This is a genomic window from Arthrobacter sp. P2b (assembly GCF_900168295.1).
Taxonomy (GTDB): Bacteria; Actinomycetota; Actinomycetes; order Actinomycetales; family Micrococcaceae; genus Arthrobacter.
The window spans coordinates 492,786-516,442 of record NZ_FVZL01000002.1 but is presented as its reverse complement, the minus strand read 5'-3'; the positions used below and the strand labels follow the sequence as shown (position 1 = coordinate 516,442).

22 protein-coding genes and 2 tRNA genes are annotated in these 23,657 nt (G+C 66.8%); 22 read left to right on the top strand and 2 right to left on the bottom strand.

What is annotated here, in order from left to right; all coding sequences use genetic code 11:
• The first annotated feature begins 15 nt into the window (after window positions 1–15).
• The 9 genes from obgE (at window position 16) to B5520_RS06970 (ending at window position 7,519) form a co-directional block, all read left to right on the top strand.
• Window positions 16–1,605, top strand: a complete 1,590-nt coding sequence (gene obgE / locus B5520_RS07010) for a GTPase ObgE (protein ID WP_079596324.1) — start codon at window positions 16–18, stop codon at window positions 1,603–1,605.
• A complete protein-coding gene (gene proB / locus B5520_RS07005) occupies window positions 1,595–2,746 on the top strand; it encodes a glutamate 5-kinase (RefSeq protein WP_079596323.1) in 1,152 nt (383 codons plus the stop codon). Before obgE ends, proB begins: the two co-directional genes overlap by 11 nt.
• Before the next feature lie 26 nt (window positions 2,747–2,772).
• On the top strand, window positions 2,773–4,152 hold the full coding sequence (locus B5520_RS07000; RefSeq protein ID WP_079596322.1) for a glutamate-5-semialdehyde dehydrogenase: 1,380 nt from the start codon (window positions 2,773–2,775) through the stop codon (window positions 4,150–4,152).
• 79 nt (window positions 4,153–4,231) lie between these two features.
• Window positions 4,232–4,462: a hypothetical protein gene (locus tag B5520_RS06995; RefSeq protein WP_079596321.1), complete on the top strand. Its 231-nt coding sequence runs from the start codon at window positions 4,232–4,234 to the stop codon at window positions 4,460–4,462.
• Between the two features lie 46 nt (window positions 4,463–4,508).
• The gene (gene nadD / locus B5520_RS06990) at window positions 4,509–5,132 is read left to right on the top strand and encodes a nicotinate-nucleotide adenylyltransferase (protein ID WP_303048423.1); all 624 of its coding nucleotides are present in this window, start codon (window positions 4,509–4,511) and stop codon (window positions 5,130–5,132) included.
• A 7-nt stretch (window positions 5,133–5,139) separates the two neighbouring features.
• Window positions 5,140–6,597 (top strand): hypothetical protein, encoded by a 1,458-nt coding sequence (locus B5520_RS06985; RefSeq protein WP_079596319.1) that lies wholly within the window; start codon window positions 5,140–5,142, stop codon window positions 6,595–6,597.
• A gap of 40 nt (window positions 6,598–6,637) precedes the next feature.
• Window positions 6,638–7,039: a ribosome silencing factor gene (gene rsfS / locus B5520_RS06980; protein ID WP_079596318.1), complete on the top strand. Its 402-nt coding sequence runs from the start codon at window positions 6,638–6,640 to the stop codon at window positions 7,037–7,039.
• 115 nt (window positions 7,040–7,154) lie between these two features.
• Window positions 7,155–7,227, top strand: a tRNA-Ala gene (locus tag B5520_RS06975).
• A 219-nt stretch (window positions 7,228–7,446) separates the two neighbouring features.
• Window positions 7,447–7,519: transfer RNA gene (locus tag B5520_RS06970), tRNA-Ala, on the top strand.
• Window positions 7,520–7,602: 83 nt separating this feature from the next.
• Here B5520_RS06970 and B5520_RS06965 read toward each other — a convergent pair.
• The gene (locus tag B5520_RS06965; RefSeq protein ID WP_079596317.1) at window positions 7,603–8,925 is read right to left on the bottom strand and encodes a class I SAM-dependent methyltransferase; all 1,323 of its coding nucleotides are present in this window, start codon (window positions 8,923–8,925) and stop codon (window positions 7,603–7,605) included.
• Window positions 8,926–9,127: 202 nt separating this feature from the next.
• Between B5520_RS06965 and B5520_RS06960 the strand changes: the two genes are divergently transcribed.
• The 6 genes from B5520_RS06960 (at window position 9,128) to B5520_RS06935 (ending at window position 16,054) form a co-directional block, all read left to right on the top strand.
• Window positions 9,128–10,210 (top strand): FAD-dependent oxidoreductase, encoded by a 1,083-nt coding sequence (locus B5520_RS06960; RefSeq protein ID WP_254865495.1) that lies wholly within the window; start codon window positions 9,128–9,130, stop codon window positions 10,208–10,210.
• A 65-nt stretch (window positions 10,211–10,275) separates the two neighbouring features.
• Entirely contained in the window at window positions 10,276–11,460 is a 1,185-nt protein-coding gene (locus B5520_RS06955) for a class I SAM-dependent methyltransferase (RefSeq protein WP_079596315.1), read from the top strand.
• 164 nt (window positions 11,461–11,624) lie between these two features.
• On the top strand, window positions 11,625–12,827 hold the full coding sequence (locus B5520_RS06950; RefSeq protein ID WP_079596314.1) for an ROK family transcriptional regulator: 1,203 nt from the start codon (window positions 11,625–11,627) through the stop codon (window positions 12,825–12,827).
• Between the two features lie 117 nt (window positions 12,828–12,944).
• A complete protein-coding gene (locus B5520_RS06945) occupies window positions 12,945–14,300 on the top strand; it encodes an extracellular solute-binding protein (protein ID WP_079596313.1) in 1,356 nt (451 codons plus the stop codon).
• A gap of 3 nt (window positions 14,301–14,303) precedes the next feature.
• Complete coding sequence (locus B5520_RS06940) at window positions 14,304–15,185, top strand: carbohydrate ABC transporter permease (RefSeq protein WP_079596312.1); 882 nt, start codon at window positions 14,304–14,306, stop codon at window positions 15,183–15,185.
• Entirely contained in the window at window positions 15,182–16,054 is an 873-nt protein-coding gene (locus tag B5520_RS06935) for a carbohydrate ABC transporter permease (RefSeq protein WP_079596311.1), read from the top strand. Before B5520_RS06940 ends, B5520_RS06935 begins: the two co-directional genes overlap by 4 nt.
• On the opposite strand, the gene B5520_RS06930 is transcribed toward B5520_RS06935, so the two are convergent.
• The gene (locus B5520_RS06930; RefSeq protein ID WP_079596425.1) at window positions 16,051–16,254 is read right to left on the bottom strand and encodes a hypothetical protein; all 204 of its coding nucleotides are present in this window, start codon (window positions 16,252–16,254) and stop codon (window positions 16,051–16,053) included. The two genes, B5520_RS06935 and B5520_RS06930, sit on opposite strands and share 4 nt — an antisense overlap.
• 141 nt (window positions 16,255–16,395) lie before the next feature.
• On the opposite strand from B5520_RS06930, the gene B5520_RS06925 reads away from it, so the two are divergent.
• From B5520_RS06925 to B5520_RS06900, 7 genes are all read left to right on the top strand, one after another.
• Window positions 16,396–17,403 (top strand): AAA family ATPase, encoded by a 1,008-nt coding sequence (locus B5520_RS06925; RefSeq protein WP_079596424.1) that lies wholly within the window; start codon window positions 16,396–16,398, stop codon window positions 17,401–17,403.
• Between the two features lie 7 nt (window positions 17,404–17,410).
• Window positions 17,411–18,307 (top strand): DUF58 domain-containing protein, encoded by an 897-nt coding sequence (locus tag B5520_RS06920; RefSeq protein WP_079596310.1) that lies wholly within the window; start codon window positions 17,411–17,413, stop codon window positions 18,305–18,307.
• Entirely contained in the window at window positions 18,297–18,767 is a 471-nt protein-coding gene (locus B5520_RS06915) for a hypothetical protein (protein WP_079596309.1), read from the top strand. The genes B5520_RS06920 and B5520_RS06915 overlap by 11 nt, the downstream gene beginning before the upstream one ends.
• A complete protein-coding gene (locus B5520_RS22350; RefSeq protein ID WP_104443443.1) occupies window positions 18,758–19,774 on the top strand; it encodes a vWA domain-containing protein in 1,017 nt (338 codons plus the stop codon). Before B5520_RS06915 ends, B5520_RS22350 begins: the two co-directional genes overlap by 10 nt.
• Complete coding sequence (locus B5520_RS22345; protein WP_104443442.1) at window positions 19,771–20,781, top strand: vWA domain-containing protein; 1,011 nt, start codon at window positions 19,771–19,773, stop codon at window positions 20,779–20,781. Before B5520_RS22350 ends, B5520_RS22345 begins: the two co-directional genes overlap by 4 nt.
• Window positions 20,778–21,533, top strand: coding sequence for a hypothetical protein (locus B5520_RS06905; RefSeq protein ID WP_079596308.1), 756 nt, complete (start codon window positions 20,778–20,780; stop codon window positions 21,531–21,533). The genes B5520_RS22345 and B5520_RS06905 overlap by 4 nt, the downstream gene beginning before the upstream one ends.
• A 376-nt stretch (window positions 21,534–21,909) precedes the next feature.
• On the top strand, window positions 21,910–23,439 hold the full coding sequence (locus tag B5520_RS06900; RefSeq protein ID WP_079596423.1) for an HNH endonuclease: 1,530 nt from the start codon (window positions 21,910–21,912) through the stop codon (window positions 23,437–23,439).
• The last annotated feature ends 218 nt before the right edge of the window (window positions 23,440–23,657 follow it).

Sequence of the window (23,657 nt, the reverse complement as noted above, 5' to 3'; positions counted from 1 at the left end):
ACTGAGGAGATCCACGTGGCCAGCTTTGTAGACCGGGTAGTACTGCACGTATCCGGCGGTAGCGGTGGCCACGGGTGCGTCTCCGTCCACCGCGAGAAGTTCAAGCCCCTGGGCGGTCCCGACGGCGGCAACGGCGGCAATGGCGGCGACGTCATCCTGCGCGTGGACCACCAGACCACCACCCTTCTTGATTACCACCATGCCCCCCACCGGCACGCCACCAACGGCGGCCCCGGTATGGGTGACTGGCGCGGCGGGAAGAACGGTGAGACCCTCATCCTGCCCGTGCCCGACGGCACCGTGGTCAAGTCCAAGGACGGAACGGTCCTGGCGGACCTCGTCGGCGAAGGCGCCGAATACGTCGCCGCTGCCGGCGGGATCGGCGGACTCGGCAACGCTGCCCTGTCCTCCCAGAAGCGCCGCGCCCCCGGCTTCGCCCTGCTGGGCATCGAAGGCGAATCCAGCGACATTGTCCTGGAACTGAAGTCCATTGCCGACATCGCCCTGGTGGGCTTCCCGTCCGCCGGCAAGTCAAGCCTCATCGCCGCGATGTCGGCTGCCCGGCCCAAGATCGCGGACTACCCGTTCACCACGCTCATTCCCAACCTGGGCGTTGTCCAGGCGGGCGATGTCCGCTTCACCATCGCCGACGTCCCCGGACTGATCGAGGGTGCCAGCGAGGGCAAGGGCCTGGGCCACCACTTCCTGCGCCACGTGGAGCGCTGCGCCGCGCTGGTCCACGTCCTGGACTGCGGAACCTTGGAATCGGACCGCGACCCGCTTTCGGACCTGGCCATCATTGAGGCCGAGCTGGAAAAGTACGCCGTGGATATGAGCTACGCAGGCCAGGACGGCGAAGTGGTCCCCCTGAACCACCGCCCCCGCCTGGTGGCGCTGAACAAAGTGGACCTGCCTGACGGCAAGGACATGGCCGACTTCGTCCGTCCGGAACTGGAATCCCGCGGCTACCGCGTCTTCGAAGTGTCCGCCACCAGCCACGAAGGCCTGCGCCAGCTGGGCTTCGCCATGGCCGAGATCGTCCAGGCAGCCCGCGACGCCGTGGCGGCCGCCCCGCCCAAGGTGCAGCCGGCCGTTCTGCGGCCCCGCGCCGTCAACGAGTCCGGGTTCCGTATCCGCCGTGAGGAAAAGGGCCTGGAGCCGCTGTTCCGCGTCCTCGGCGAAAAGCCCGTGCGCTGGGTCAAGCAGACTGACTTCACCAATGAGGAAGCCATCGGCTACCTGGCCGACCGGCTGGCCAAGCTCGGTGTGGAGACCGAGCTGTTCAAGCAGGGCGCAAAGCCCGGCGACACCGTGGTGATCGGCGAGGACGACGGCGTCGTCTTCGACTGGGAGCCCACCATGATGGCCGGCGCCGAACTGCTGGCGTCACCCCGCGGCACCGATGTCCGTTTCGCCGATATCGGCGACCGGCCCACCCGCAGCCAGAAGCGCGAAGAGCAGCAGGAGCGCCGGGACGCCAAGGCGGCAGCCCGCGCCGAGCTCGAGGCCGAGCGGAAGGCCGGCATCTGGACCGAGTCCGTCAGCGGACGGCGTGTGGCCAAGCCCCTGAAGGAGAGCGGACTGGAAGCGGACGATGACCACTAGGGCCGTCGTCACGGATCCCACGGTGCGGTCTGTAGACCGGAGCCTGCTGGCCAACGCGCGCCGGATCGTGGTGAAGGTGGGCTCTTCCTCACTGACCAGCATCAAGGGCGGCATCTCGGAGGAATCCCTGACCGCCCTGGCGGACGCCCTGGCGGCCAAGCGCAACACCGGTACGGAGATCATCCTGGTCTCCTCCGGCGCCATCGCCGCGGGCCTGGCACCTTTGGGCCTGGCCAAGCGGCCCCGCGACCTGGCCACCCAGCAGGCGGCGGCCAGTGTGGGGCAGGGCCTGTTGATGGCGCGCTACACCCACGCGTTCGGCGCCCACGGCGTGACGGTCAGTCAGGTGCTGCTCACGGCCGAGGACCTGATGCGGCGCAGCCAGCACACCAACGCCTTCCGTGCCCTGGACCGGCTGCTGAACCTCGGCGTTGTCCCCGTCGTGAACGAAAACGATACGGTGGCCACGCACGAGATCCGTTTTGGCGACAATGACCGGCTCGCGGCACTGGTGGCCCACCTGGTGCGGGCCGATGCGCTGGTGCTGCTGTCCGACGTCGACTCCCTCTACGACGGTCCGCCTTCACAGGGCGCGAAACGGATCCCCCTGGTTGAGGGCGCCCACGACCTCGAGGGCGTGTCCATCGGAAAAACCGGCAAGGCGGGCGTCGGCACCGGCGGAATGCTCACCAAGGTCGAAGCCGCCACCATGGCCGCAGGCTCGGGGATCCATGCCGTCGTCACCTCCACGCCCAATGCGGCAGCTGCACTCAACGGCGAGGACGTGGGCACCTGGTTCGCCATCAACGGGGCCCGGAAGCCCGTCCGCCTCCTCTGGCTGGCACACGTCGCCTCGGTCCAGGGCCGCCTGGTCCTCGACGATGGTGCGGTTAAGGCCGTGCGGCACCACCGAACGTCCTTGCTGCCGGCAGGCATCTCCGCCGTGCATGGCGACTTCGAGGCGGGCGACGCCGTCGAGATCGTCAGTTCCGACGGAACCGTGGTTGCCCGCGGCCTCGTGAACTACTCCTCGGAGGAGCTGCCCCGCATGCTGGGCCGGTCCACCCGGGACCTTGGCGAGGAACTCGGCAGCGGCTATGACCGTGAAGTTGTTCATGTTGATGACCTGGTGCTGGTCTGAGCTCCACCCTCGCCTAAACTTGAAACATGACTGAGGCCCTGATCCACACAACTGCTCACACCTCCGGAGACACTGCTGCCGCGCCCGAGGCGCAGCAGCCAGGCCCCGCAGCAGTGCCGGTATCAGCTGACGTCCCGCTGTCCGATGCCGACGTCGAGGCGGCAGTCCACGCCATCGCCGACCGTTCCCGCCAGGCTGCCCGCCGGATCGCCATGGCCAACCGGTCCTGGAAGGACCGCGCCCTGCGCGCCGTGGGAGATGCCCTGCAGGAGAACACGCAGGCCATCCTTGCTGCCAACGCCACGGACGTAGCTGCCGGAAAAGCCAACGGAACGTCCGCCGCCATGCTGGACAGGCTCACGCTCACGGAAGCCCGCATCGCCGGGCTGGTGGCTGCGCTGGAAAACCTTGCCAACCTGCCCGACCCCGTGGGCAACGTGGTCCGCGGCCAGACCCTCCCCAATGGCCTGCGCCTGCGCCAGGTCAACGTTCCCATGGGCGTGGTGGCCGCCATCTACGAAGCGCGCCCCAACGTCACGGTGGACATCGCCGGGCTGGCACTCAAGAGCGGCAATGCCGTGATCCTGCGCGGCGGCAGCGCGGCTGAGGCCACGAACGAAGTACTTGTCCGGGTGTTGCGCGAAGCGCTGGAGTCCGTGGGACTGCCTGCCGACGCCGTGCAGACCGTGGACCAGTACGGCAGGGCCGGCGCGAACGTGCTCATGCGCGCCCGCGGCAGGGTTGATGTGCTGATTCCCCGCGGCGGCCGCGACCTCATCCAGACAGTGGTCACCAATTCCGCCGTGCCCGTCATCGAGACGGGGGAGGGCAACGTCCATATCTTCATCGACGAATCGGCGAATGAGGAGATGGCCGTCGAGATCCTGCTCAACGCCAAGACCCAGCGGCCCAGTGTCTGCAACACCGTGGAGACCCTTCTGGTCCACTCCGGATCCACTGTCCTGCCGGCCGTTGCCGCAGCCCTGAGCAAGGCCGGCGTCCGGCTGCACGCCGATGACCGCATCCGCGCCGCCCTGCCGGCATCCATCGAGGCAGAACCGGCCACCGACGAGGACTGGGGCACCGAGTACATGAACCTCGACCTGGCCGTGGCCATGGTGGACAGCCTGGATGAAGCGGTTCAGCACATCCGCACCTGGTCCACCGGCCACACCGAGGCCATCCTCACCAACGACCTCTCCAACGCCGAACGGTTCATCGCGGAAGTGGATTCCGCGGCTGTCATCGTCAATGCATCGACCCGTTTTACCGACGGCGGCGAACTGGGCCTGGGTGCCGAGGTGGGCATTTCCACTCAGAAGCTCCACGCCCGCGGCCCCATGGGGCTGACCGAACTCACCACCACCAAGTGGATCGTGCAGGGCGAGGGCCAGGTCCGCGGGTAGCAACGCGGTAACATAGACCGAACGCCAGAAAGCAGCGGGAACTTCCGCTGCCATAAACCTTTGAACCCTAGGGGAGAAAATGCTGTTCCAGCAGATCGCCACGACCATCGCCGAAGGCGAAGAACACGAACTCGCGCCGCTGTGGGCTGAGCCGTGGGTCTTCGGCATCGTCATTTTCGCCATCCTGCTGGTGCTGATGTTCGTCACCCTGTCCTACTCCAACCTGGGCAACCGCCACGCTGCCACTGAGGAGCACGCGGACCCGCACCGCCAGCACCCCAACAAGCACGATCACGGGCAGGGCCACTAACATTTCCCGCGTTCTGCACCACAGTGGTGCCAACGGCAGGCTTCGGCTGGGCGTGATGGGTGGGACGTTTGATCCCATCCATCACGGCCACCTGGTCGCAGCCAGTGAAGTGGCTGCCGAGTTTGATTTGGACGAAGTGGTTTTCGTCCCAACCGGCCAGCCGTGGCAGAAGTCCCACAAACAGGTCAGCGAGCCCGAGCACCGGTACCTCATGACCGTCATCGCCACCGCCTCCAATCCGCGGTTCACCGTGAGCCGGGTGGACATCGAACGGCCCGGCCCCACGTACACCATTGACACATTGCGTGACCTGCGGGCGCAGCGCCCGGACGCCGACCTGTTCTTTATCACGGGGGCCGACGCGCTGGCGCAGATCCTGTCGTGGAAGGACATCGATGAACTGTGGTCGCTGGCCCATTTCGTGGGTGTGACGCGGCCCGGCCATGTCCTGGACGGCATGGGACGGGACGATGTCAGCCTCCTCGAGGTTCCGGCCATGGCGATCTCGTCAACGGATTGCCGGTCCCGCGTTGCAGCGAACAACCCCGTCTGGTACCTGGTGCCGGACGGCGTGGTCCAGTACATCGCCAAGTACGGTCTCTATGCCCATGCGCCGGCGAGCGGGAATGAGTTTACTTCCGAAGCACGTGAACCAGCCAGTACTGAATGAGTTCTCAATGAGTCAGGAACAGCCCCCCATCCGCAGCCGCCGGGAACTCCGGAAGGCCAGGGATGCCCAGCAGGCGTCCGTGTCCACAGGCACGGACCAGCTTCCCCCTGCCCATAAACCGCAGGCCCCACAACCGCAGGCCCCACAACCGCAGGCCCCACAACCGCAGGCCCCACAACCGCAGGCGGCCGCACCGCAGCCGGCCGCGAAGCAGCCTGCCACCCCGGGCGCGGCAGGCCAACCGGCCGCCGGGCAGCCGGGCCGCGGCTCCAGTTCCGCCCCCGACCAGACCCACACTCAACGGTCGTCACAGATCCGCGCGCGGGACCGTGCAGCCCTGCGCACCATCAAGGAGCTGGAAGAAAAAGAAGGCCAGCTCGCCACCGGCGGCGCGCCTACCCGGCGCCAGCTCAGGCTGCAGCAGCTCAAGCAACAGGCGCTGACCGCGGCCAACCCCATCGTGCCGCCCGCAGGCGGTCCCTCAGTCCAGGATGGTAGGTCGGCGCAGGCCGGTGCGTCGGCGCAGGCCGGAACGGCACAAAACGGTCCGGCTGCCGGACCCTTGGCCACCGGATCCCCGCAGTCCACTCCCGCGGCAGCGGAAAAGAAGCCGGCCGCGAAAACTGCCGGTCCCACCCCCAAGAGCACCGCCGCTACAGCCAATGCCACATCCGGGTCCCGTTCCGGGGTCCCCGACGGGATGACTGTTGAACAGGCATTGCAGGCGCGGGCACTCATCGCCGAGCAGGCAAAGAACCAGATCGCCAAGATGGAGCACATCGCTTCCCTGGATCCGGAAGCGGTCGATCCGGACATCCTCGCGGAACAGATTGCCTTGGCCGAACGTGCCGCCGTCATGAACCGCCGGGCCCTGGCCAAGCAGAAGCTGGCCGAACAGGCAGGATCACCCGCGGCACCCGGCAGGGAACCCGGAGCCAAGGACCGGCCCGCGCCTTCAACGGCCAACAACCTGGCAATGGTGACCCCGTTGGAGTTTGTGCAGGTGCCGGGCGTCGATCGTCCGGTCATGAAACCGCCGGCAACTTCCCATGTCCCCGTCACCACACGGCCGGGTTCAAAGGTCCAGCCCGATACAAAAGCCCAGCCGGGAATTAAGGCCCAGCCGGGAGGTGCCGGCAAGCGGCGCCCCGCCAGCCGCCCGAACGCTGCCGCGGCAGACGCCGCATCGGGCCGTTCGCAGGTTATCGCCCGGGCGGAAGCTGCTGCCAGGGCAGCCACCCGCCCCAAACCGGTGGTCTTTCCCGAGAACCCGGCAGAGGGCCTGGTGGAGGATCTGCCCAGGGTTCCGGCCAGCTCGGCCTACGGACTCGATCCTTTGGATGCGGCCACCGCCGGGCTTGCCCGGGCCAAGCGGAACCGGATCCTGCAGCTCTGCATCCTGCTGTTCGGCCTCGTGGCGCTCATCTCAGGCATTTTCCTGATCGTCAGCGGCATGTCCAGCTGACCGGTCAGCACCAATACTTTTTAAACCAACAAGGAGTCCCGTGACTGCATCAGATTCATCCATCACCATAGCCCGCACTGCCGCCAAGGCCGCCGCGGACAAGATCGCCCAGGACATCGTTGCCTTGGACGTCAGTGAGCGCCTGGCGCTGGCCGACGTCTTCCTCATCGCATCCGCGCCGAGCGAACGCCAGGTCAATGCAATTGTGGACGGCATTGAGGAGGAGCTGGCCAAGCAGGACCTGCGTCCGGTGCGCCGCGAAGGCCGCTCCGGTGGCCGCTGGGTCCTGCTGGACTACTCGGACCTGGTCATCCACGTCCAGCATGAAGAAGACCGCGTGTTTTACGCCCTGGAACGCCTCTGGAAGGACTGCCCCGTGGTGGACCTCCAGCTGGGTGACGACGCCTCGGCCAAGGCCACGGCCGCCTCCGAGACCGAGTAGATCCGCGGAAACACGCCGAATATTCCCGATTTGGAATTTTCGGAATTGCTGTTCTAAGATATTTGAGTTGCTTCGGGGAAGCCCGGAAGAAAGCTCTTGGGAGCAGCAATAATTCGGGGCTGTGGCGCAGCTGGTAGCGCACCTGCATGGCATGCAGGGGGTCAGGGGTTCGAGTCCCCTCAGCTCCACCGGATAATCCGCCGGAATCATTTGATTCCGGCGGATTTTTTGTTTGCCCCGCTGGCGCCGGTGGGACCCCGCTGACGCCGCTGGGACCCAGCCCGCCGGAGGCGTACGCTTCAAAGATCCGCCAAAAGCCTTCACATTCCCCCGATTGGCGCATCGGGCTAAAGTGCATTAAGCTGATCAGGTTGCTCCGGGGGAATCGCCTGGAACAGCGAAAGTTCGGGGCTGTGGCGCAGCTGGTAGCGCACCTGCATGGCATGCAGGGGGTCAGGGGTTCGAGTCCCCTCAGCTCCACCGGACATCTCCGTCAGGAGAACAGAAGAGGAATCATCCACCACAGGATGGTTCCTCTTCTGTTTAAGCCAGCGGGGCTCCCGTCAGAGCCAGGCGGTACGTCGCAGAGGAGGTTCTTCCCCGCCCGGGCGCTGGACCAGAACCTGGTTGACACCCGTCAGGCCGTTTTCAAAACCGATGGCACTGGATGCCATGTACAGCCGCCACACACGTGCACGGCCCAGCCCGGACAGCCTGGCGGCCTGCTCCCAGCTGTCCTCCAGCCGTTTGACCCAAGCACGCAGGGTCAGCGCATAGTGCCGCCTCAGCGCCTCGACGTCAAGGATCTCGAAGCCGGCCCCCTCGAGCGCCGTGACCATCTCACCCAGGCTGATCATCTCGCCGTCCGGAAAGACATACCGTGGGAGGAACGAATCCGGGTCAGGGCTGGTGGGCCCGGCATTCCAGGAGATGGCATGGTTGAGCAGGCGGCCGCCCGGGCGGAGCAGCGCGAACAAGGCCGAAGCGTATCCTGGGGTCTGCTCCCGCCCCACATGCTCGGACATCCCGATGGAACTGATGGCATCGAAGGGCCCATCCGTGACGTCCCGGTAATCCTGCACCCGGATGTCCACCTTTTCGGTGAGCCCCGCTTCGGCTGCCCGCTTGCGTGCAAGGTTGGCCTGCTCGGAGGAGAGCGTCACACCCACCACCGTGGCCCCGTACTTTCCTGCCGCGTGGAGGGCGAAGCTGCCCCAGCCGCAGCCCACGTCCAGCACACGCATCCCCGGCTTGAGCCCGAGCTTGCGGCAAACCAGGTCCAGCTTGGCTTCCTGCGCGGCATCGAGCCCCTCCACCAACCTGGCGCCCGAACCCGCGCCCTGCCCTTCGTCGGCGTCTTCGGGCCACACCGCGCAGGAGTAAACCATCGACGGCCCCAGGACGAGGCCATAAAAGTCATTGCCGACGTCGTAATGGTGTGAGATCGCAGCCGAGTCCCGGCGGCGCGAGTGCAGCCTCCCCTTCCTGGCGATCCGCGACTCCTCCGGCGGAGGCGCGGGATTGGGTCCCACGGCTCCCAGGCGAATGGCGGTGCGAACCAAGGTCCACAGCTCAGCCGCAGTGGGGGGACGGAAGGGACCCGGCTCCGCGAATTTGCCGGCCGAGCTCAGAGCAGAAAACGCCTCGAAGATATCGCCGGGCGCATCAATCTCGCCGGCAACATACGCCCTGCTCAGTCCCAGTTGGCCCGGAGACCACAGAATCCGCCGCAGCGCGCGGCGGGAGCGGAATTCCAGGACCGGCGCTTCCTGCGGGCCGGCTTCCGAGCCGTCCCAGGCACGCAGGCGCAGCGGTATCTGTTCGGTTCCCAGGACTATCCCCAGGGCTGTGGCTAGCCGGGCGGCTGCGCCGCGGTCTGTGGTCATGGTGGTGCCTTTCTTCCGCTGAGGCCGCCCGCGGGGAGGGCCTGCTTCCGATGCCCTCCCGGGCCGGTTCCATGGGCCTACCCTAAAGCCGGCGCGCCGCGCTGTCAGGGAGCGGCCTGTAAATTTTTGCCAAAGGTTCCGTCCAGGTCCCCGTGCCTTGTCCGGCAGGTACGCCCGTATGGGGCGCGGCTATCATGGGGGAGTGACCGCCGCCCAAACCGATGTTGCCGTCATTGGTGCGGGCCAGGCAGGCCTGTCGGCCGCCTACCACCTTCAGCGCCGCGGCGTCAGCCATGTAATGTTCGACGCCGAAGAAGGACCGGGGGGTGCGTGGCGGCACCGCTGGAAGAGCCTGCGCATGGCCACTGTGAACGGCATCAGCGATCTTCCCGGCATTGCGAAGCCCGCCGTCGATCCCAGGGAGCCCAGTTCGGAGTTCCTCACCCGCTATTTCCGGGAGTACGAGGAGGAACTGGGCCTGTCCGTCCAGCGCCCGGTCAAAGTGCGGGCGGTGAGCCGGGAAGACGATGATCCGGCCGGCAGGCTGCAGCTCGACACATCACGCGGGGATTGGACAGCCAGGGCAGTCATCAACGCCACCGGGACCTGGACGCGGCCGTTCTGGCCCATTTACCCGGGCCAGTCCACCTTCCGGGGCAGGCAACTGCACGTGGCCGACTATGTTGCAGCCGAAGAGTTCACCGGCAAGCACGTCATCGTGGTGGGCGGTGGGATCTCCGCTGTCGGGCTGCTGGACGAAATCTCCCAGGTCACCTCCACCAGCTGGTTCACCCGCCGGGCACCGGTGTGGCGCGACGCGGAGTTCGACTCCCGCGCAGGCCACGATGCCGTTGCACTCGTGGAAGAGCGGGTACGCAAGGGACTGCCGCCGCAGAGCGTGGTGTCGGTAACAGGGCTGATCTGGACGCCGGCACTCCGCGCGGCGGCGGCCCGAGGTGCCCTGGACCGGCAGCCCATGTTCGCCGCCATTGAGCCGGACGGCGTCCGGCTCGCGGACGGGAACCTCCTGAAGGCGGATGTCATCCTGTGGGCCACAGGTTTCCGGGCCGAGCTGGAACATCTTGCCCCGCTCCACCTGCGGGGGCCCGGAGGAGGCATCGTGATGGACGGGACGCAGGTGGCAGCCGAACCGCGCGTGCACCTGGTAGGTTACGGCCCGTCGTCGTCCACCATCGGGGCCAACCGGGCCGGCCGGGCGGCCGTTGCCGCAATCCTGAAGCTGCCCGGACTGGCTCCCGCCGTGGAAACGGTAACGTGGGGCTGACCCGTCGCGGGAACGCGCCAGGCAGCGCGGGAGCATCAGGGACAGAAGAAAGCGGCAGGCATTACGTGGCACCAGACAGGCTTGAGGACGTCTTTGGGATCCTTCGGCGGCGGCCCGACGTGGAAGCGCCCAACCTCCAGGCGTGGGATGCTACCGACCGACTGCTGCTGGAAACGGCGGCGGACCATGTGAAGGAGGGCAGCACGGTGGCTGTCGTAGGTGACCGCTACGGTGCCCTGACCCTGGGCGCGCTGGCTGTGCTCAACACCGCCGGCGTCCTCGTGCACCAGGACCTGATCACCGGCGAACGGGCCCTGCGCCTCAACGCGGAAGAACTGCGGGCTGCCGGCACGGGGCCCGTGCCAGGGGCTGGGAACGGCACGACTGAGCCGGCCGGCTTCCGGCACGTGCCGCTCGGTCCAGACCTTTTGGCAGGTGCCCAGACTGTGCTCCTGCAGCTGCCCAAGACCCTGGCCGAGCTGGAGCAGATTGCGGGGGCCGTCGCCCGGTATGCGCCCGCCGGCGTGGTGCTGCTGGCGGGCGGCCGGGTGAAACACATGTCCCTGGGCATGAATGCCGTCCTTGAACGGTACTTCCATACCGTCCAGCCCCAGCTCGCCCGGCAGAAGTCCCGCGTTATCCTGGCCACGGGCCCCAAGGCGACACCCGCTCCGGACCGGTTTCCCGTCGTCGAACACCTCGCTGAGCTGGACCTTGACGTGGCGGCCCACGGAGCGGTCTTCGCCGGCCCAAAGCTGGACATCGGCACCAGGTTCCTGCTGACGTTCCTGCCGTCGATGAAGCCCGCCCGCCACGCCATCGACCTGGGCTGCGGCACCGGAATCCTCGCAGCGATGTATGCCAGGCACTATCCGGAATCGCGGGTGACGGCCACGGACCAGTCGGCTGCGGCAGTGGCCTCCGCGCTGGCAACGGCCCGCGCCAACGGACTGGAAAGCCGGATCGGCGGCCTCCAGGATGACGCGCTGAGCACCATGGAGGCAGGCAGTGCGGATCTCGTGCTGCTCAATCCGCCCTTCCACGTGGGTGCCGGCGTGCATGCGGGCGCGGGGCTGAAAATGATCGAAGCCGCAGGCCGGGTGTTGACGCCGGGCGGGGAATTGTGGACGGTCTATAACCGCCACTTGCCTTACCTGCCGGCACTGGAGCGGTACGTGGGCCCCACCGCCATCAAGGGCCAAAACCCCAAGTTCACGGTGACCCGGAGCGTCCGGCGCAGTGTTCGGTAAAGGTATCCACAAGGTATGCCACGCCACGGTCCCGCCTATGGGTCTGTGCCCACGCTTAACGTACGATTCAAGCAGCACCACAACCACGTGGCCGAAGATCTTTAGGGGACACTGTGACTGAGATCCGCCAATCCTCACCGAGGCGCGGAACCAACCTGCCCAGGATGGGGGACTTCAACCTCACAGTCATCCTCGACGCCATCCGCCGGTCCTCGGGCGGCCTGAGCCGGGTGGAGCTCGCACAGATCGTGGGCCTGTCGCCCCAGACTATCTCGAACATATCCCGCCGGCTCCTCGACCAGAACCTCATCGTCGAGGCAGGCAAGGAGGGCAGCGGCCCCGGAAAACCCCGCACCATCCTGCGCCTGAACCCCGGCGGCATGTACGCCGTGGGCGTCCACCTCGACCCAGCCGTGAGCACCTTCGTGGTCCTGGACCTCGTGGGAGCGGTGGTCCGGCATTCCCGGATCAAGACTCCAGGCGGCAACGATCCTTCCGTCATCATCAGCACCATCGCCGCCGGGATCTCACAGATCGTCGCCGACTCGGACGTGGACCGGGACAGGATTGCGGGCGTGGGTGTTGCAGCCCCGGGCCCCATCGACCTGGACAACGGCACGGTGGTGGATCCGCCGCTGCTTCCCGGCTGGGACCGCGTGGAACTGCGCAACGCGCTGTCCGAGGCAACGGGCTATTCGGTGCTGATGGACAAGGACGTCACCAGCGCCGCCGTCGCTGAAACCTGGGCCGGCGGCCCCAGCGGCGCCGGCAGCTTCGTGTTTATGTACATGGGGACCGGCATCGGCTGCGGCATTGTCCTCAATGACGAGGTGGTGCGCGGAACGTCCGGCAACGCGGGCGAAATCGGGCATATTGTGGTGGACCCGGACGGACCCCTGTGCGACTGCGGGCAGCGGGGCTGCGTGAAATCCTCCTGCATTCCCAAGGTGCTGGTGGCCGAAGCGGAGGCGGCAGGCATCCTGGACGGCTCGCGTTCGGGCAACAGCGGCGCCGAGATCCAGCAAAGCTTCGCCAGGCTGTGCGAACTGGCGGACGGCGGAGACGAACGTGCTGCCGCCATCATTGACAAGTCCGCCGTGCTGGTTGCCCGGGCGGTATCGGTGGTCACTAATACGCTCGACGTCGAGCGGGTGGTTTTCGGCGGGCCGTTCTGGAGCGGCATGGCAGAGCGTTTCCTCGAGAAGGTGCCTCCGCTGCTGGATGCCAACAGTGCGGCGCGGTTGATCCACCCCATCCAGGTTGTTGGCACGGGTGTAGGGGAGGACGTGGGCGCCATTGGTGCGGCGTCGCTGGTCCTGGAGCACACGCTTGCGCCCCGCGCCCAGCGGCTCCTGCTGGAGAGCTGACAGGACGCATTTCGCGGGCGCCTTGCTTGCGGCACCCCGCCCATCTAGCATGTGCATATTGCCGCGGCTGGGGCCCGCTGACAAAGGGGTCCGCAGCTTTAGACCGAATGGAGCACCATGCGTCGCCGGGCCCTGAAGACAATGTCCCTGATCGCCTCCGCGCTGGTTGCCCTGACGGCCTGCACTCCGGGCAGTCCGGCCGCCGAAGAGTCCAGGACGTTGAAGGTGGTCTACCAGAAGACGGATTCCTTCACGGCCCTGGACACCATGTTCCAGGCCGCGAAGCAGGAGTTCGAAGCGGCGAACCAAGGGGTCACCGTCGAGCTGCAGCCCATCCAGGGCAACGACGACGACTACGGCACCAAACTGGCCCTCGCCCTGCGCTCGCCGTCCACCGCGCCGGACGTGTTCTACGAGGACACCTTCAAGGTCCGCTCCGACGTCGACGCCGGCTACGTGTTGAAGCTGGACACCCACCTTGACGGCTGGGCGGATTGGGACACGTTCAACGACGCCGCCAAGGCCGCAGGAAAGGCGGACGACGGCGGCACCTACGCGGTGCCGCTGGGTACCGACACGCGGGCCATCTGGTACAACAAAAAAGTCCTGGCAGCCGCCGGCATCAGCGACCCCTGGCAGCCGCGCAGCTGGCAGGACATCCTGGACGCCGCGCGGAAGATCAAAGCCAACGACCCCTCCGTGATCCCGTTCAACATGTACGCCGGCAAGGGCACCGGCGAGGGGACCGTTATGCAGGGTTTCTACGAACTGCTCTACGGTACCGGCTCCAGCCTCTACGACGAGGAATCGAAGAAGTGGGTTGTGGGCTCGGCTGGCTTCACTGACTCCCTGGCCTTCCTCAAAACCCTGTACGACGAGAAACTCGCAGTGTCGCCGGCTGAGGCCCTGGACGCCAACGTCTGGAAAAAGGTGTTCGGCGAGTGGTTCCCCAACGGGAAGCTGGGCGCCACCGTGGAAGGCTCCTACGCGCCGTCGTTCTGGCAAGAGGGCGGAAGCTACGAATGGCCCGGGTACGAACAGGACATGGGCGTGGCCCCGTTCCCCACCCGGGACGGCCAGGCGCCCGGCGCCGTCAGCATGTCCGGCGGCTGGACCCTGGCAGTGGGTGCCGGAACCAAAGAACCTGACCTGGCGTTTAAATTCCTCACCACTGCGCTCAACGAGAAGAACTCCCTCGCGTTCACCGTGGAAAGTTCGCAGATCGCTGTCCGGTCGGATGTGGCGGCGGATTCGAGCTACCAGGATGCCAACCCGTTCGTGAAGGACGTCTCTGACCTTGTTTCCGTAACCCGCTACCGTCCGGCAACGTCCGACTATCCCCGGATCTCGGCGGCTGTCCAGGAGGCAACCGAAGCCGTGATCACCGGCAGCAGGACCCCGGAGCAGGCGGCCGCGGACTACGACGCAGCGGTAACGGACATTGTGGGCGGCGACAAGACCGTCCGGAAGTAGCCTGTGCCCGTTAGCCACCGGACACGGCAGTCGCTCCGCTACCTGCCGGTCCTCCCTGCCATCCTGCTCCTGCTGGTGTTCCTCGCCGGCCCCGTGCTCTGGGCTTTCCAGGCTTCGCTCACCAACGCCGGGCTGACCGGCCGCAGCGCCCGGAATCCCGAGTGGGTGGGGCTGGAGAATTATCAGCGGCTGCTGGCGGACCCCGCCTTCCCGCTCTCGCTGGCGCTCACGGTCCTGTTCGTGGGAGGTTCCGCGGTGCTGGGCCAGAACCTGCTGGGCCTCGCCATCGCCGTGCTGATGCGGCGGGCCCGCCCTGCAGTATCCTCCCTGGTTGGGACCGCCGTGGTGGCCGCCTGGGTCCTTCCGGAAATCGTGGCCGCCTTCGCCGCCTACGCCTACTTCAGCAGGGACGGAACACTGAACCAGCTGATGGGCGGACTGGGCCTTGCCCAGGCGGACTGGCTGTACGCGTATCCAATGGTGGCCATCATGTTGGCCAACGTGTGGCGCGGCACCGCCTTTTCCATGCTGGTGTACCGGGCGGCCCTGAACGACGTTCCCGCTGAGGTGACCGAAGCCGCCCAGATGGACGGTGCCAGGGGCTGGCAGCGGCTGGTTTTCATCACGCTTCCCATGATCCGGGGCAGCATCGCCACCAACCTGATGCTCATCACGCTGCAGACGCTGGCCGTGTTCACGCTGATCTGGGTGATGACGGCCGGCGGACCCGCCAATGCCAGCACCACCTTGCCCGTTCTCGCCTACCAGGAAGCGTTCAAATTCGGCGACATCGGCTACGGCACCGCGGTGGCCTCCGTCCTCATCATCATCGGCGGCGTGTTTGGGGCAGCCTATATCCGTCTGCTCCGGGAGCCCCGGCCATGACCGCCCCTGCCAGAACACAACAGCCTGACCCTGTCCCGGTACTCAGGGCACGCCTCCGCCGCGGCTCCGCCCCGGCCGACCTGGCCCTGCTGCTGGTGGGCGCCTGCTTCCTGCTGCCGCTGCTGTGGCTTGTCCTGGGTTCCCTGGACCCGGAGGCCGGCCACGAAACCAAAGTGCCGCGGCAGCCCGGGCTGGACAACTTCGCCGCGGTCCTGACCCCGCAGCTGCTGCTTCAGCCGTTGTGGAACAGCATGGTGCTGTCTGCCGGAACCGGAGCGGTAACGCTGGTGGCCGCCGTGCTGGCTGCCTATCCGCTGTCCCGCTACCGGTCGCGGTTCAACGCACCGTTCCTGTACGCCGTCCTCTTCGGGACGTGCCTTCCCATCACCGCCATCATGGTGCCCGTCTACGGCCTGTTCGTGCAGTTGGAACTGCTGGATTCGATGCCGGCAACCATATTCTTCATGGCCACCACCACCCTCCCCATGGCGATCTGGATGACGAAGAACTTCATGGACGGCGTTCCGTTGTCCCTGGAAGAAGCTGCCTGGGTGGACGGAGCGTCGCGGATGACAGCCTTGCGGACCATTGTTCTGCCGCTCATGCGCCAAGGCCTGGGCGTGGTGTTCATCTTCGTCTTCATCCAGGCCTGGGGGAACTTCTTCGTGCCGTTCGTGCTGCTCCTGTCAGAGGCACGGCAGCCGGCAGCCGTATCCATCTACAGCTTCTTCGGACAGCATGGTGCAGTGGCCTACGGCCAGCTGGCCGCGTTCTCCATCCTTTATTCACTGCCGGTGCTGGCCCTGTACGTCATCGTGGCCAGGGGCGCCGGCGGCTCCTTTGCACTGTCCGGAGCGGTCAGGGGCTAGTCGATGTCCTCAACCACCACGCCGAAGGGAATGCTGTCGTCGAGGTGTGCCTGGTGGCCCGTGGCGCCGGGGTTGTAAACAACCCGGACTCCGTGAAGCCGGTCTGCCGCGGACTGCTGCAGGACAGGCTTGACGGTGCTGATGAACATCTCGCTTTTGTCGGCGAGAAACTCCTTGTAGCTGGCTGGAAGCTCACTCATGGCAAAAGGATAGACCTGCATTCCCCGGATGGGGAGGGGTCCCCATTGCCGCACCCGGGGGCGGGGACTTGGATAGGATGGCGGGCGGAGTGCAGCCGTCCGGCCGGCACAGCCATCAACAGTTCACCAGGGGGAATGACAGTGCTCCAGACCAGCGCGTCCGCGAGAATCGAACCGGCGGAGCTGGCCCGGGCACAACAGGTGGTGGCCAGCATCTCCAGGAGTTTCGAGGCTAAAGTGGTGGGCCAGGCCCGGCTTCGGGAATCGCTGCTGGTGGGACTGCTGACCGGGGGTCACATCCTGCTGGAAAGCGTTCCGGGCCTGGCCAAAACCACGGCGGCGCAAACCGTGGCTGAAGCGGTCAGCGCGGAGTTCCGCCGGATCCAGTGCACCCCGGACCTGTTGCCCAGCGACATCGTGGGCACCCAAATCTATGACGCTGCCAAGGGAACCTTCGTCACGCAGCTGGGCCCGGTCCACGCCAACATCGTGCTCCTGGACGAGATCAACCGCTCCAGCGCCAAGACCCAGAGCGCCATGCTGGAGGCGATGCAGGAGCGGCAGACGTCCATCGGCGGCCAGGACTACCATCTCCCCTCACCGTTCCTGGTGCTGGCCACCCAGAACCCCATCGAGCAGGAGGGCACCTACCAGCTCCCGGAAGCCCAGATGGACCGCTTTATGCTCAAGGACGTGCTGGACTACCCGTCGCCGGCCGAGGAAGCAGAAATCATCCGCCGCATCGACGCGGGGGTCTTCACCGCTGAACAGACGCCCCCGGCAGCGGCCTCGCTGGATGCCGTCACCGGGGTCCAGGAACTGGTCCGCCGCATCTACATTGACCCGTCCATCATCAACTACATCGTGGGACTGGTCTTCGTCACCCGCAACGCCCACCAATACATCGATCAACGGCTGGCCGGCTTCATCGAATTCGGTGCCAGCCCGCGCGCCAGCATCGCCTTCAGCCAGGCCGCCCGCGCGGTGGCTCTGCTGAACGGCCGGGACCATGTCCTCCCCGAGGACGTCAAGGCACTGGCCCACCGGGTCCTGCGCCACCGGCTGATCCTCAACTTTGATGCGGTGGCCGAACAGGTGCCGGTGGAATCGGTGATTGACGCCGTCGTCGCCGCCGTCCAGACCCCCTGAGGCCGGCGTGCCCAGCCTCCTCCTGCGTGTGAAGTCGAAGATGACCATCTTCGCGCACCGCAAAGCCCGCGGCATGCTCGACGGTGAGTACGGTTCCGTCTTCCGCGGCCGCAGCCTGGACTTCGACGACCTCCGCGCGTACGTCCCCGGAGATGAAGTGCGGGACATTGACTGGAAGGCCTCGGCACGTCACGGATCCCCGCTGATCAGGCGGTATGTGGCGGTCCGCCGGCAGACGCTGTTCCTCCTCACGGACACCGGGCGGAACATGTCGGCCCTGTCCAGGGCGGGGGAGACCAAGAAGGACATCGCCGTCATGGCACTGGGGGTGATGGGGTACCTGGCCCACCGGCACGGCGACGTTGTGGGACTGGTCAGCGGCGACTCCGCCGGCACCAGGACAATCCCCGCCAAGGCGGGGGAAGCGCATCTGGAACGGCTCCTGCGGCATGTCAGTGAGCATGCCACGCTGAACGCAGCCGCCAGCAGGATCGAGGACCAGCTGGACCATGTGGCACGGACGGTCAAGGGACGCAATCTCCTCTTTGTCGTCGCTGACGAGGTGCAGGCGAGCCCGGCACTGGGCCAGCTGCTTCGCCGGCTCCGGGCGCAGCACGAAATCCTGTGGCTCACCGTCCGCGACGCCGAGCTGGTACCAGGTCCTGGCAGTGCGGGCGGCCACTCCGCTGACTTCTACAGCGTGACCGATTCCGCGGTCCTTCCAGGACACCTGGCACAGTCCGTCCCGATAGCGGCCGCCTACGCGAAGGCCGCTGCTGAACGGGATAACGCGCGCACCTCAATGCTCCGCCAGGCAGGCATCACCCACGGCGAGGTGGACGGCAGCCAGGACGTGGTCACCGCCCTGTTCGCCCTCCTGGAAAGGCACCGCCGTGCCGGCTGATCCAGGTTTTTACGGTCCGCTCCAGTACAGCCCGGTATGGATGTGGGCAGGCGTTGCACTCGTCGCCCTGGTGGCCGGCTGGTACGTCGTCGTCTTTGCTTCCACCCGCCGCCCGCGGATGGCGGAAGGGGTCCGGCGTTCCGCTGCCCTGACTGATCTGTCAGTGCTCAAGGCGGCCTACCTGCAGCGCATTGACGACGTCGAACGGGAGGCAGCTGCCGGGAACCTCAGTCTCCGTGCCGCACACCACGAGATCAGCCACCTGCTCCGCAGCTTTGTCCGTGACGCCACGGGTGTGGACGCGCTCCGGATGACCCGCCAGGACCTGGAACGCCACCCGCTTCCTGCACCCGCCGCCGTCGTGAGGATTCTGTACCCGGCACAGTTCGGCGTGGAGCCGCTGCCGTCTGTCGCCGTGTCCGCCGCCAGCGCCCGGAACGCGGTGAGCACATGGAGCTGATGTTCTGGTGGGTTGTTCCGCTGGCTCTCCTGGCCGCGGCGGCCTTCGGGTGGGCCGTTGTCCGGTCCGGTCGAAAGGACAAAGCACGACGACGGCCGGCGGCGCACGTTGACCGGCTCACCACCCTGCCGGAGTACCAGGCGGCACTGCGGCGGCACCGCCGGTGGCTGGCAGTTGCCGCGCTCGCCTGCGCGTCGCTGCTGGTGTCTACCGCGGTGGCGGCGGCGCGGCCGGTGGAGCTCACCACCACGCGCCCCGAGCAGCATAACCGGGACATCATGCTGTGCCTGGACGCCTCGGGGTCCATGAGCAGCGCCGACGCGGCGGTCGTTGACGTTTTTGCAGGCCTCGCCAAGGAGTTTGATGGCGAACGGATCGGCCTGACCATTTTTGACAGCACGGCCATCCAGGTCTTTCCACTCACCGACGACTACGGCTATGCCCAGGAGCAGCTGAACTTGGCACGGGACGCCTTCGACGGGAAACCCGGCAGTTCCGGATTCCTGGACGGGACCTGGAGCGGCCGCGGCTCATCCCTGATCGGTGACGGCCTGGCCTCCTGCCTGAACAGCTTCGCGCCTGTGCGCACTGAAGCAGGCAGCGCCCCGGACGGGGATGCGGCACAGCGCTCGCGGTCCCTGGTGCTGGCCACCGACAATTTCCTCTCGGGTGAACCCATCATGACGCTCGCGGAGGCGGCGGCCTTGGCGAAGGACAGGGCAGTCCGCGTTTATGCCCTCAACCCGGGCGACTTTGACTACGGCTCCGGTGCCGACCAGCCAGGGGCGCAGCTGAAGGCTGCTGCAGAATCGACCGGCGGCGCTTACTACGCGCTGGACAACCCGGACGCCATCCCGGGCATTGTTGCGGCGGTGGAGGAAACGGAAACAGCAGCGCTGAAGGGTGCGCCGCGCGCCGTCGTCTCTGACGAGCCCGGGCTTCCCTTGACCGCTGCCCTCCTGTCCGGCCTTGCCCTCTGCACGGCCTTGTGGCGGTTGCGGCTATGACCCGGCGCCGATCCATTCTCCCAATCGCCAAAAGCCCCTGGCTACGCCGTGGCCTGCTGGTGACGCTGCTGTGCGGTGCCATCCTGCGCCCGGGACTCCCGGGAGGCTCGGCGGAGGCGGCCACCGCGGACCTCAACGTCTTCTTCGTCGTGGATACCACCACCAGCATGGTGGCGGAGGACCATGGAAACGGGGCGCCCCGGATGGACGGCGTGCGGCAGGACATCATGGCCATCGCCGAAGGGTTGCCGGGAGCACGGTTTTCCGTGATCACCTTCGACACCAAAGGGCATGTCCGGATGCCGCTGACCACCGACACCCTGGCCCTGGAAACCATCACGTCCGTCCTTGAGCCGCAGGTGACCTCCTACGCCAAAGGAAGCAGCATCACAGCCGCCCGCCAGGTGCTGGGCGAGCGATTGGCAGCAGCGCGGGACAGCCATCCCGAACGTCCGCACCTTGTTTTCTACCTTGGCGACGGCGAGCAGACCAGCGGCGATGAACCGGAACCGCTGGTGCCGGACAACGGGCCGGTGGCCGGGGGAGCCGTGCTGGGCTACGGCACTGAGGCCGGCGGGCGGATGAAGGAGAACACCGGGAGGGATTACGACGGCGCCGCGCAGGGCGTCCCGTACGTCCAGGACCGCAGCGGCGGGACTCCCAGGGACGCCGTGTCCAGCATCGACGAGGGAAGGCTGCGTGAGATCGCAGGGCAGCTGGATGTGCCGTACGTCCACCGGGCGGCCGGTGACCCGCCTGCCGCCATGCTGCAGCAGGCCCGGCCCGGCGCACTGGAGCACACTCAGGACGCCGAATCCCTTCAGGGCCGAACAGAGCTTTACTGGGTCTTCGCGGCCGGCGCCTTTGTCCTGGGCCTGGTGGAGGCGGGTACCCTCTTTCGGCGTGTCCGTGAACTGCGGCCCCTTCCTGACGCGGTAGCCACCGAACCTCGGATGGCCACTCGTTCTGCGCACCGCTCCCGTATGGCGGGGGAGAAAGTTCAATGATGGCCAGACCCGGGTCAACCGAAGACAACGCGAACCGCGATTTAATGGTGCAGCGGCGGCGGCATCTCCTGCTGTGGTCGGCATTACCGGTACTGCTCCTGCTCTGCGTGGCGGGGAAGCTGCTCAGCCTCAACCTCCTTGCGTGGCAGGCTGCCGGCGCCTTTGCTGCCCGGGACGCAGCGGCGGTTGGAACGGCAGCCCAAGCACTGGGCCTGGCGAACGTCATCGAACCCCACAAGGCGCCGTTTGCGGCAGGCGATGCCCGTGCTTTGGCCGGGGACTTCGCTGCGGCCCGGCGCATGTTTGAGGACGCTTTGGCCAGGGTGCCCCGGGGATCTTCTGACGAGTGCATTGTCCGCGTCAACCTCAGCCTGGCGATTGAACAGATCGGTGACGCCCAACTCCGGGAGGAGGGCCCGGCGTCGGCCGCTGTTTTGTACGGGGAAGCCCTGGCGGTGGCGGAGGCCGCACCTGCGGGATGCTTCGCCGCAGGCGCGGCGGGGGAGCCCGGGGAGCAGCTGGCCGAGGCGGAAGGGCGCCTGAAGGAAAAGCTCGCGGCCGGGCAGGCAGCGGAGTCACCCGAAGGAGCACAGCAGGACGGCCCGGAGGAACAGGAATCCCCGGAGGAAAGCCAGCTGGAGCAACTCGGGGACAGCGCACGGCAGGCCGAGCGCGAACGCAACAGTGCACGCGAACGGGATGAGTACCTGCGCGACAATGACTACGCCCCAGGGCCGGACCGCCCCTGGTAGTGCACGATGTGAGGTGACTACCCGGTTTTCCACATAGGAACTTGGGCTCCCGGCGATTGTCACACCCTGCTGGAAGACTTAGTCTATGGAAGCGGCTGGGGCCTTGGCAGGGGTAAGCGGGGCGGGCATTCTCGGTGTGCGGCCTGTTCCTGCGGCGCCCTCGGTGGCCACCGCCCGGAAAGCTATGGCGGATATCCCGATGGATGCCCACGCCCCGGCGGCCCCTGCTGCTGTGCCCCGCGTTGCCGCTGTCCGGGGTGCCCTTGCGGGTGTCCCGTCTGTCGCCGGAGCCTTGGAGGACCATTCGGGTATCCCGTCGATCGCTGATGTCCGGGTTGCCCTGGATGCCGTTCCTTTGTGTGCTGATGGTGCAGGCATGATTGATCAGCTGCGGGAGCTTGAGGATTTGAAGTCGGCTGCGGCTGCGAAGCAGGCTGACATTGCTGTTGCTTTTGACTTGTTCCAGCGCCGGGTCCAGGCTGCGGCCGGGGTTCCTGTAGATGAGCTGGGTGCCGGGGTTGGTGCCCAGATCGCGTTGGCGCGGCGCGAGTCGCCGTCCCGCGGAGGGAGGCTGCTGGGCCTGGCTAAGGCCATGCGGGACATGCCCCGCACGTTTGAGGCGTTTCGGTCCGGTCGGCTGAATGAGTGGCGGACCACGCTGCTGGTGAAGGAAACCGTGTGCTTGTCCGTGGACGACCGGTGCGCGGTGGACGAGGAGCTCGCCGCGGACACCGGCACCCTTGACGGGTTCGGGGACCGCGCCATCGTTTCCACGGTCCGTGCCGCGGCGTACCGGCGGGACCCGAAGTCTGTGGCGCGGCGGGCCAGCCGTGCCGTGACCGAACGCAATGTGAGTCTTCGTCCGGCGCCGGACACCATGACCTACCTGACAGCCCTCCTGCCCGTCGCCGAGGGTGTGGCCGCGTACGCGTCCCTCACCCGGCACGCCGATTCTTTGCGGTCCGCAGGGGATGAACGCTCCAAGGGCCAGATCATGGCCGATTCCCTGGTCGAACGCGTCACCGGCACCCCGGGCGGGATCGCCGGGATCGACATCCAGCTGGTCGTGACAGACCGCACCCTCTTCCAGGGCGACAGCGAACCCGCCCGACTCACCGGCTACGGCACCGTCCCCGCACACTGGGCACGCGAAACCATCCTGAACAGGACAACCCGCCCCGGCTTTTATGCTGGTGCCGTTGCTGGCCTTGCTTCTGGCTCCGATGCCGTTGCTGGTTCTGTCGCCGGCGGGGACTCTGGCGCTGACACTGCTGTTGGTGCTGAGGCTGTTGTTGGTTCTGGTTCGAGTTCTCCCGACCAGCATGAACTGTCCGTTTGGCTCCGCAGGCTCTACACAGCCCCCGGCAGCGGCGAGCTGGTCGCGATGGACTCAAAAGCCAGGTTCTTCCCGCCCGGGCTCCGCCGCTTGCTGCAAGTCCGGGACGACATGTGCCGGACCCCGTACTGTGACGCGCCGATCCGGCATGATGACCACGTCATCCCCTGGCACAACGACGGCCCAACCAGCAGCACCAACGGCCAGGGGCTCTGCGAAGCCTGCAATCACACCAAGGAAAACCCCGGCTGGTCCGCCAAACCCGTCCCCGGAACCCGCCACACCGTCGAAACCCGGACACCAACAGGCCACACCTACCACTCCACAGCACCCCCACTGCCCGGGACTTCACGGGATATGGCCCCTCTGCCCGAGGCTCCTCACCATCAGGCGACGCTGCCCCCATCGCCGCTCGACCGAAAAGCGGTGCCCGGCACGCAGGTGACAGCTGGAACTGAGCCAGCCATCCGTTGTCGTACCGTGCACAATCCGCTTCCGGAACCGGTTCGGTGCCAGGAAGCGATGAAGCCCGCCGTCCAGATACTGGGCAGGGCGGGACCCGCCGGCTAACGGTCTCGGCATCAGCGCGCCTGCTGGACTTCGCGCCGGCGCAGGGCAGGTAGAAAAGAGGTTGAGCCGGCGAAGATAATTCTGTCCCGTTCCGAAATAAGGCGTAAAGCTGCGTCTTAATTCGAAGGCCGACTTGAATGCTCTCCCGGCCGCTCCTAGAGTCGTATACAAGTTACCGCGGTAACGTGTCAGCGATCCTCCTTATGGAGGGTGTGGGT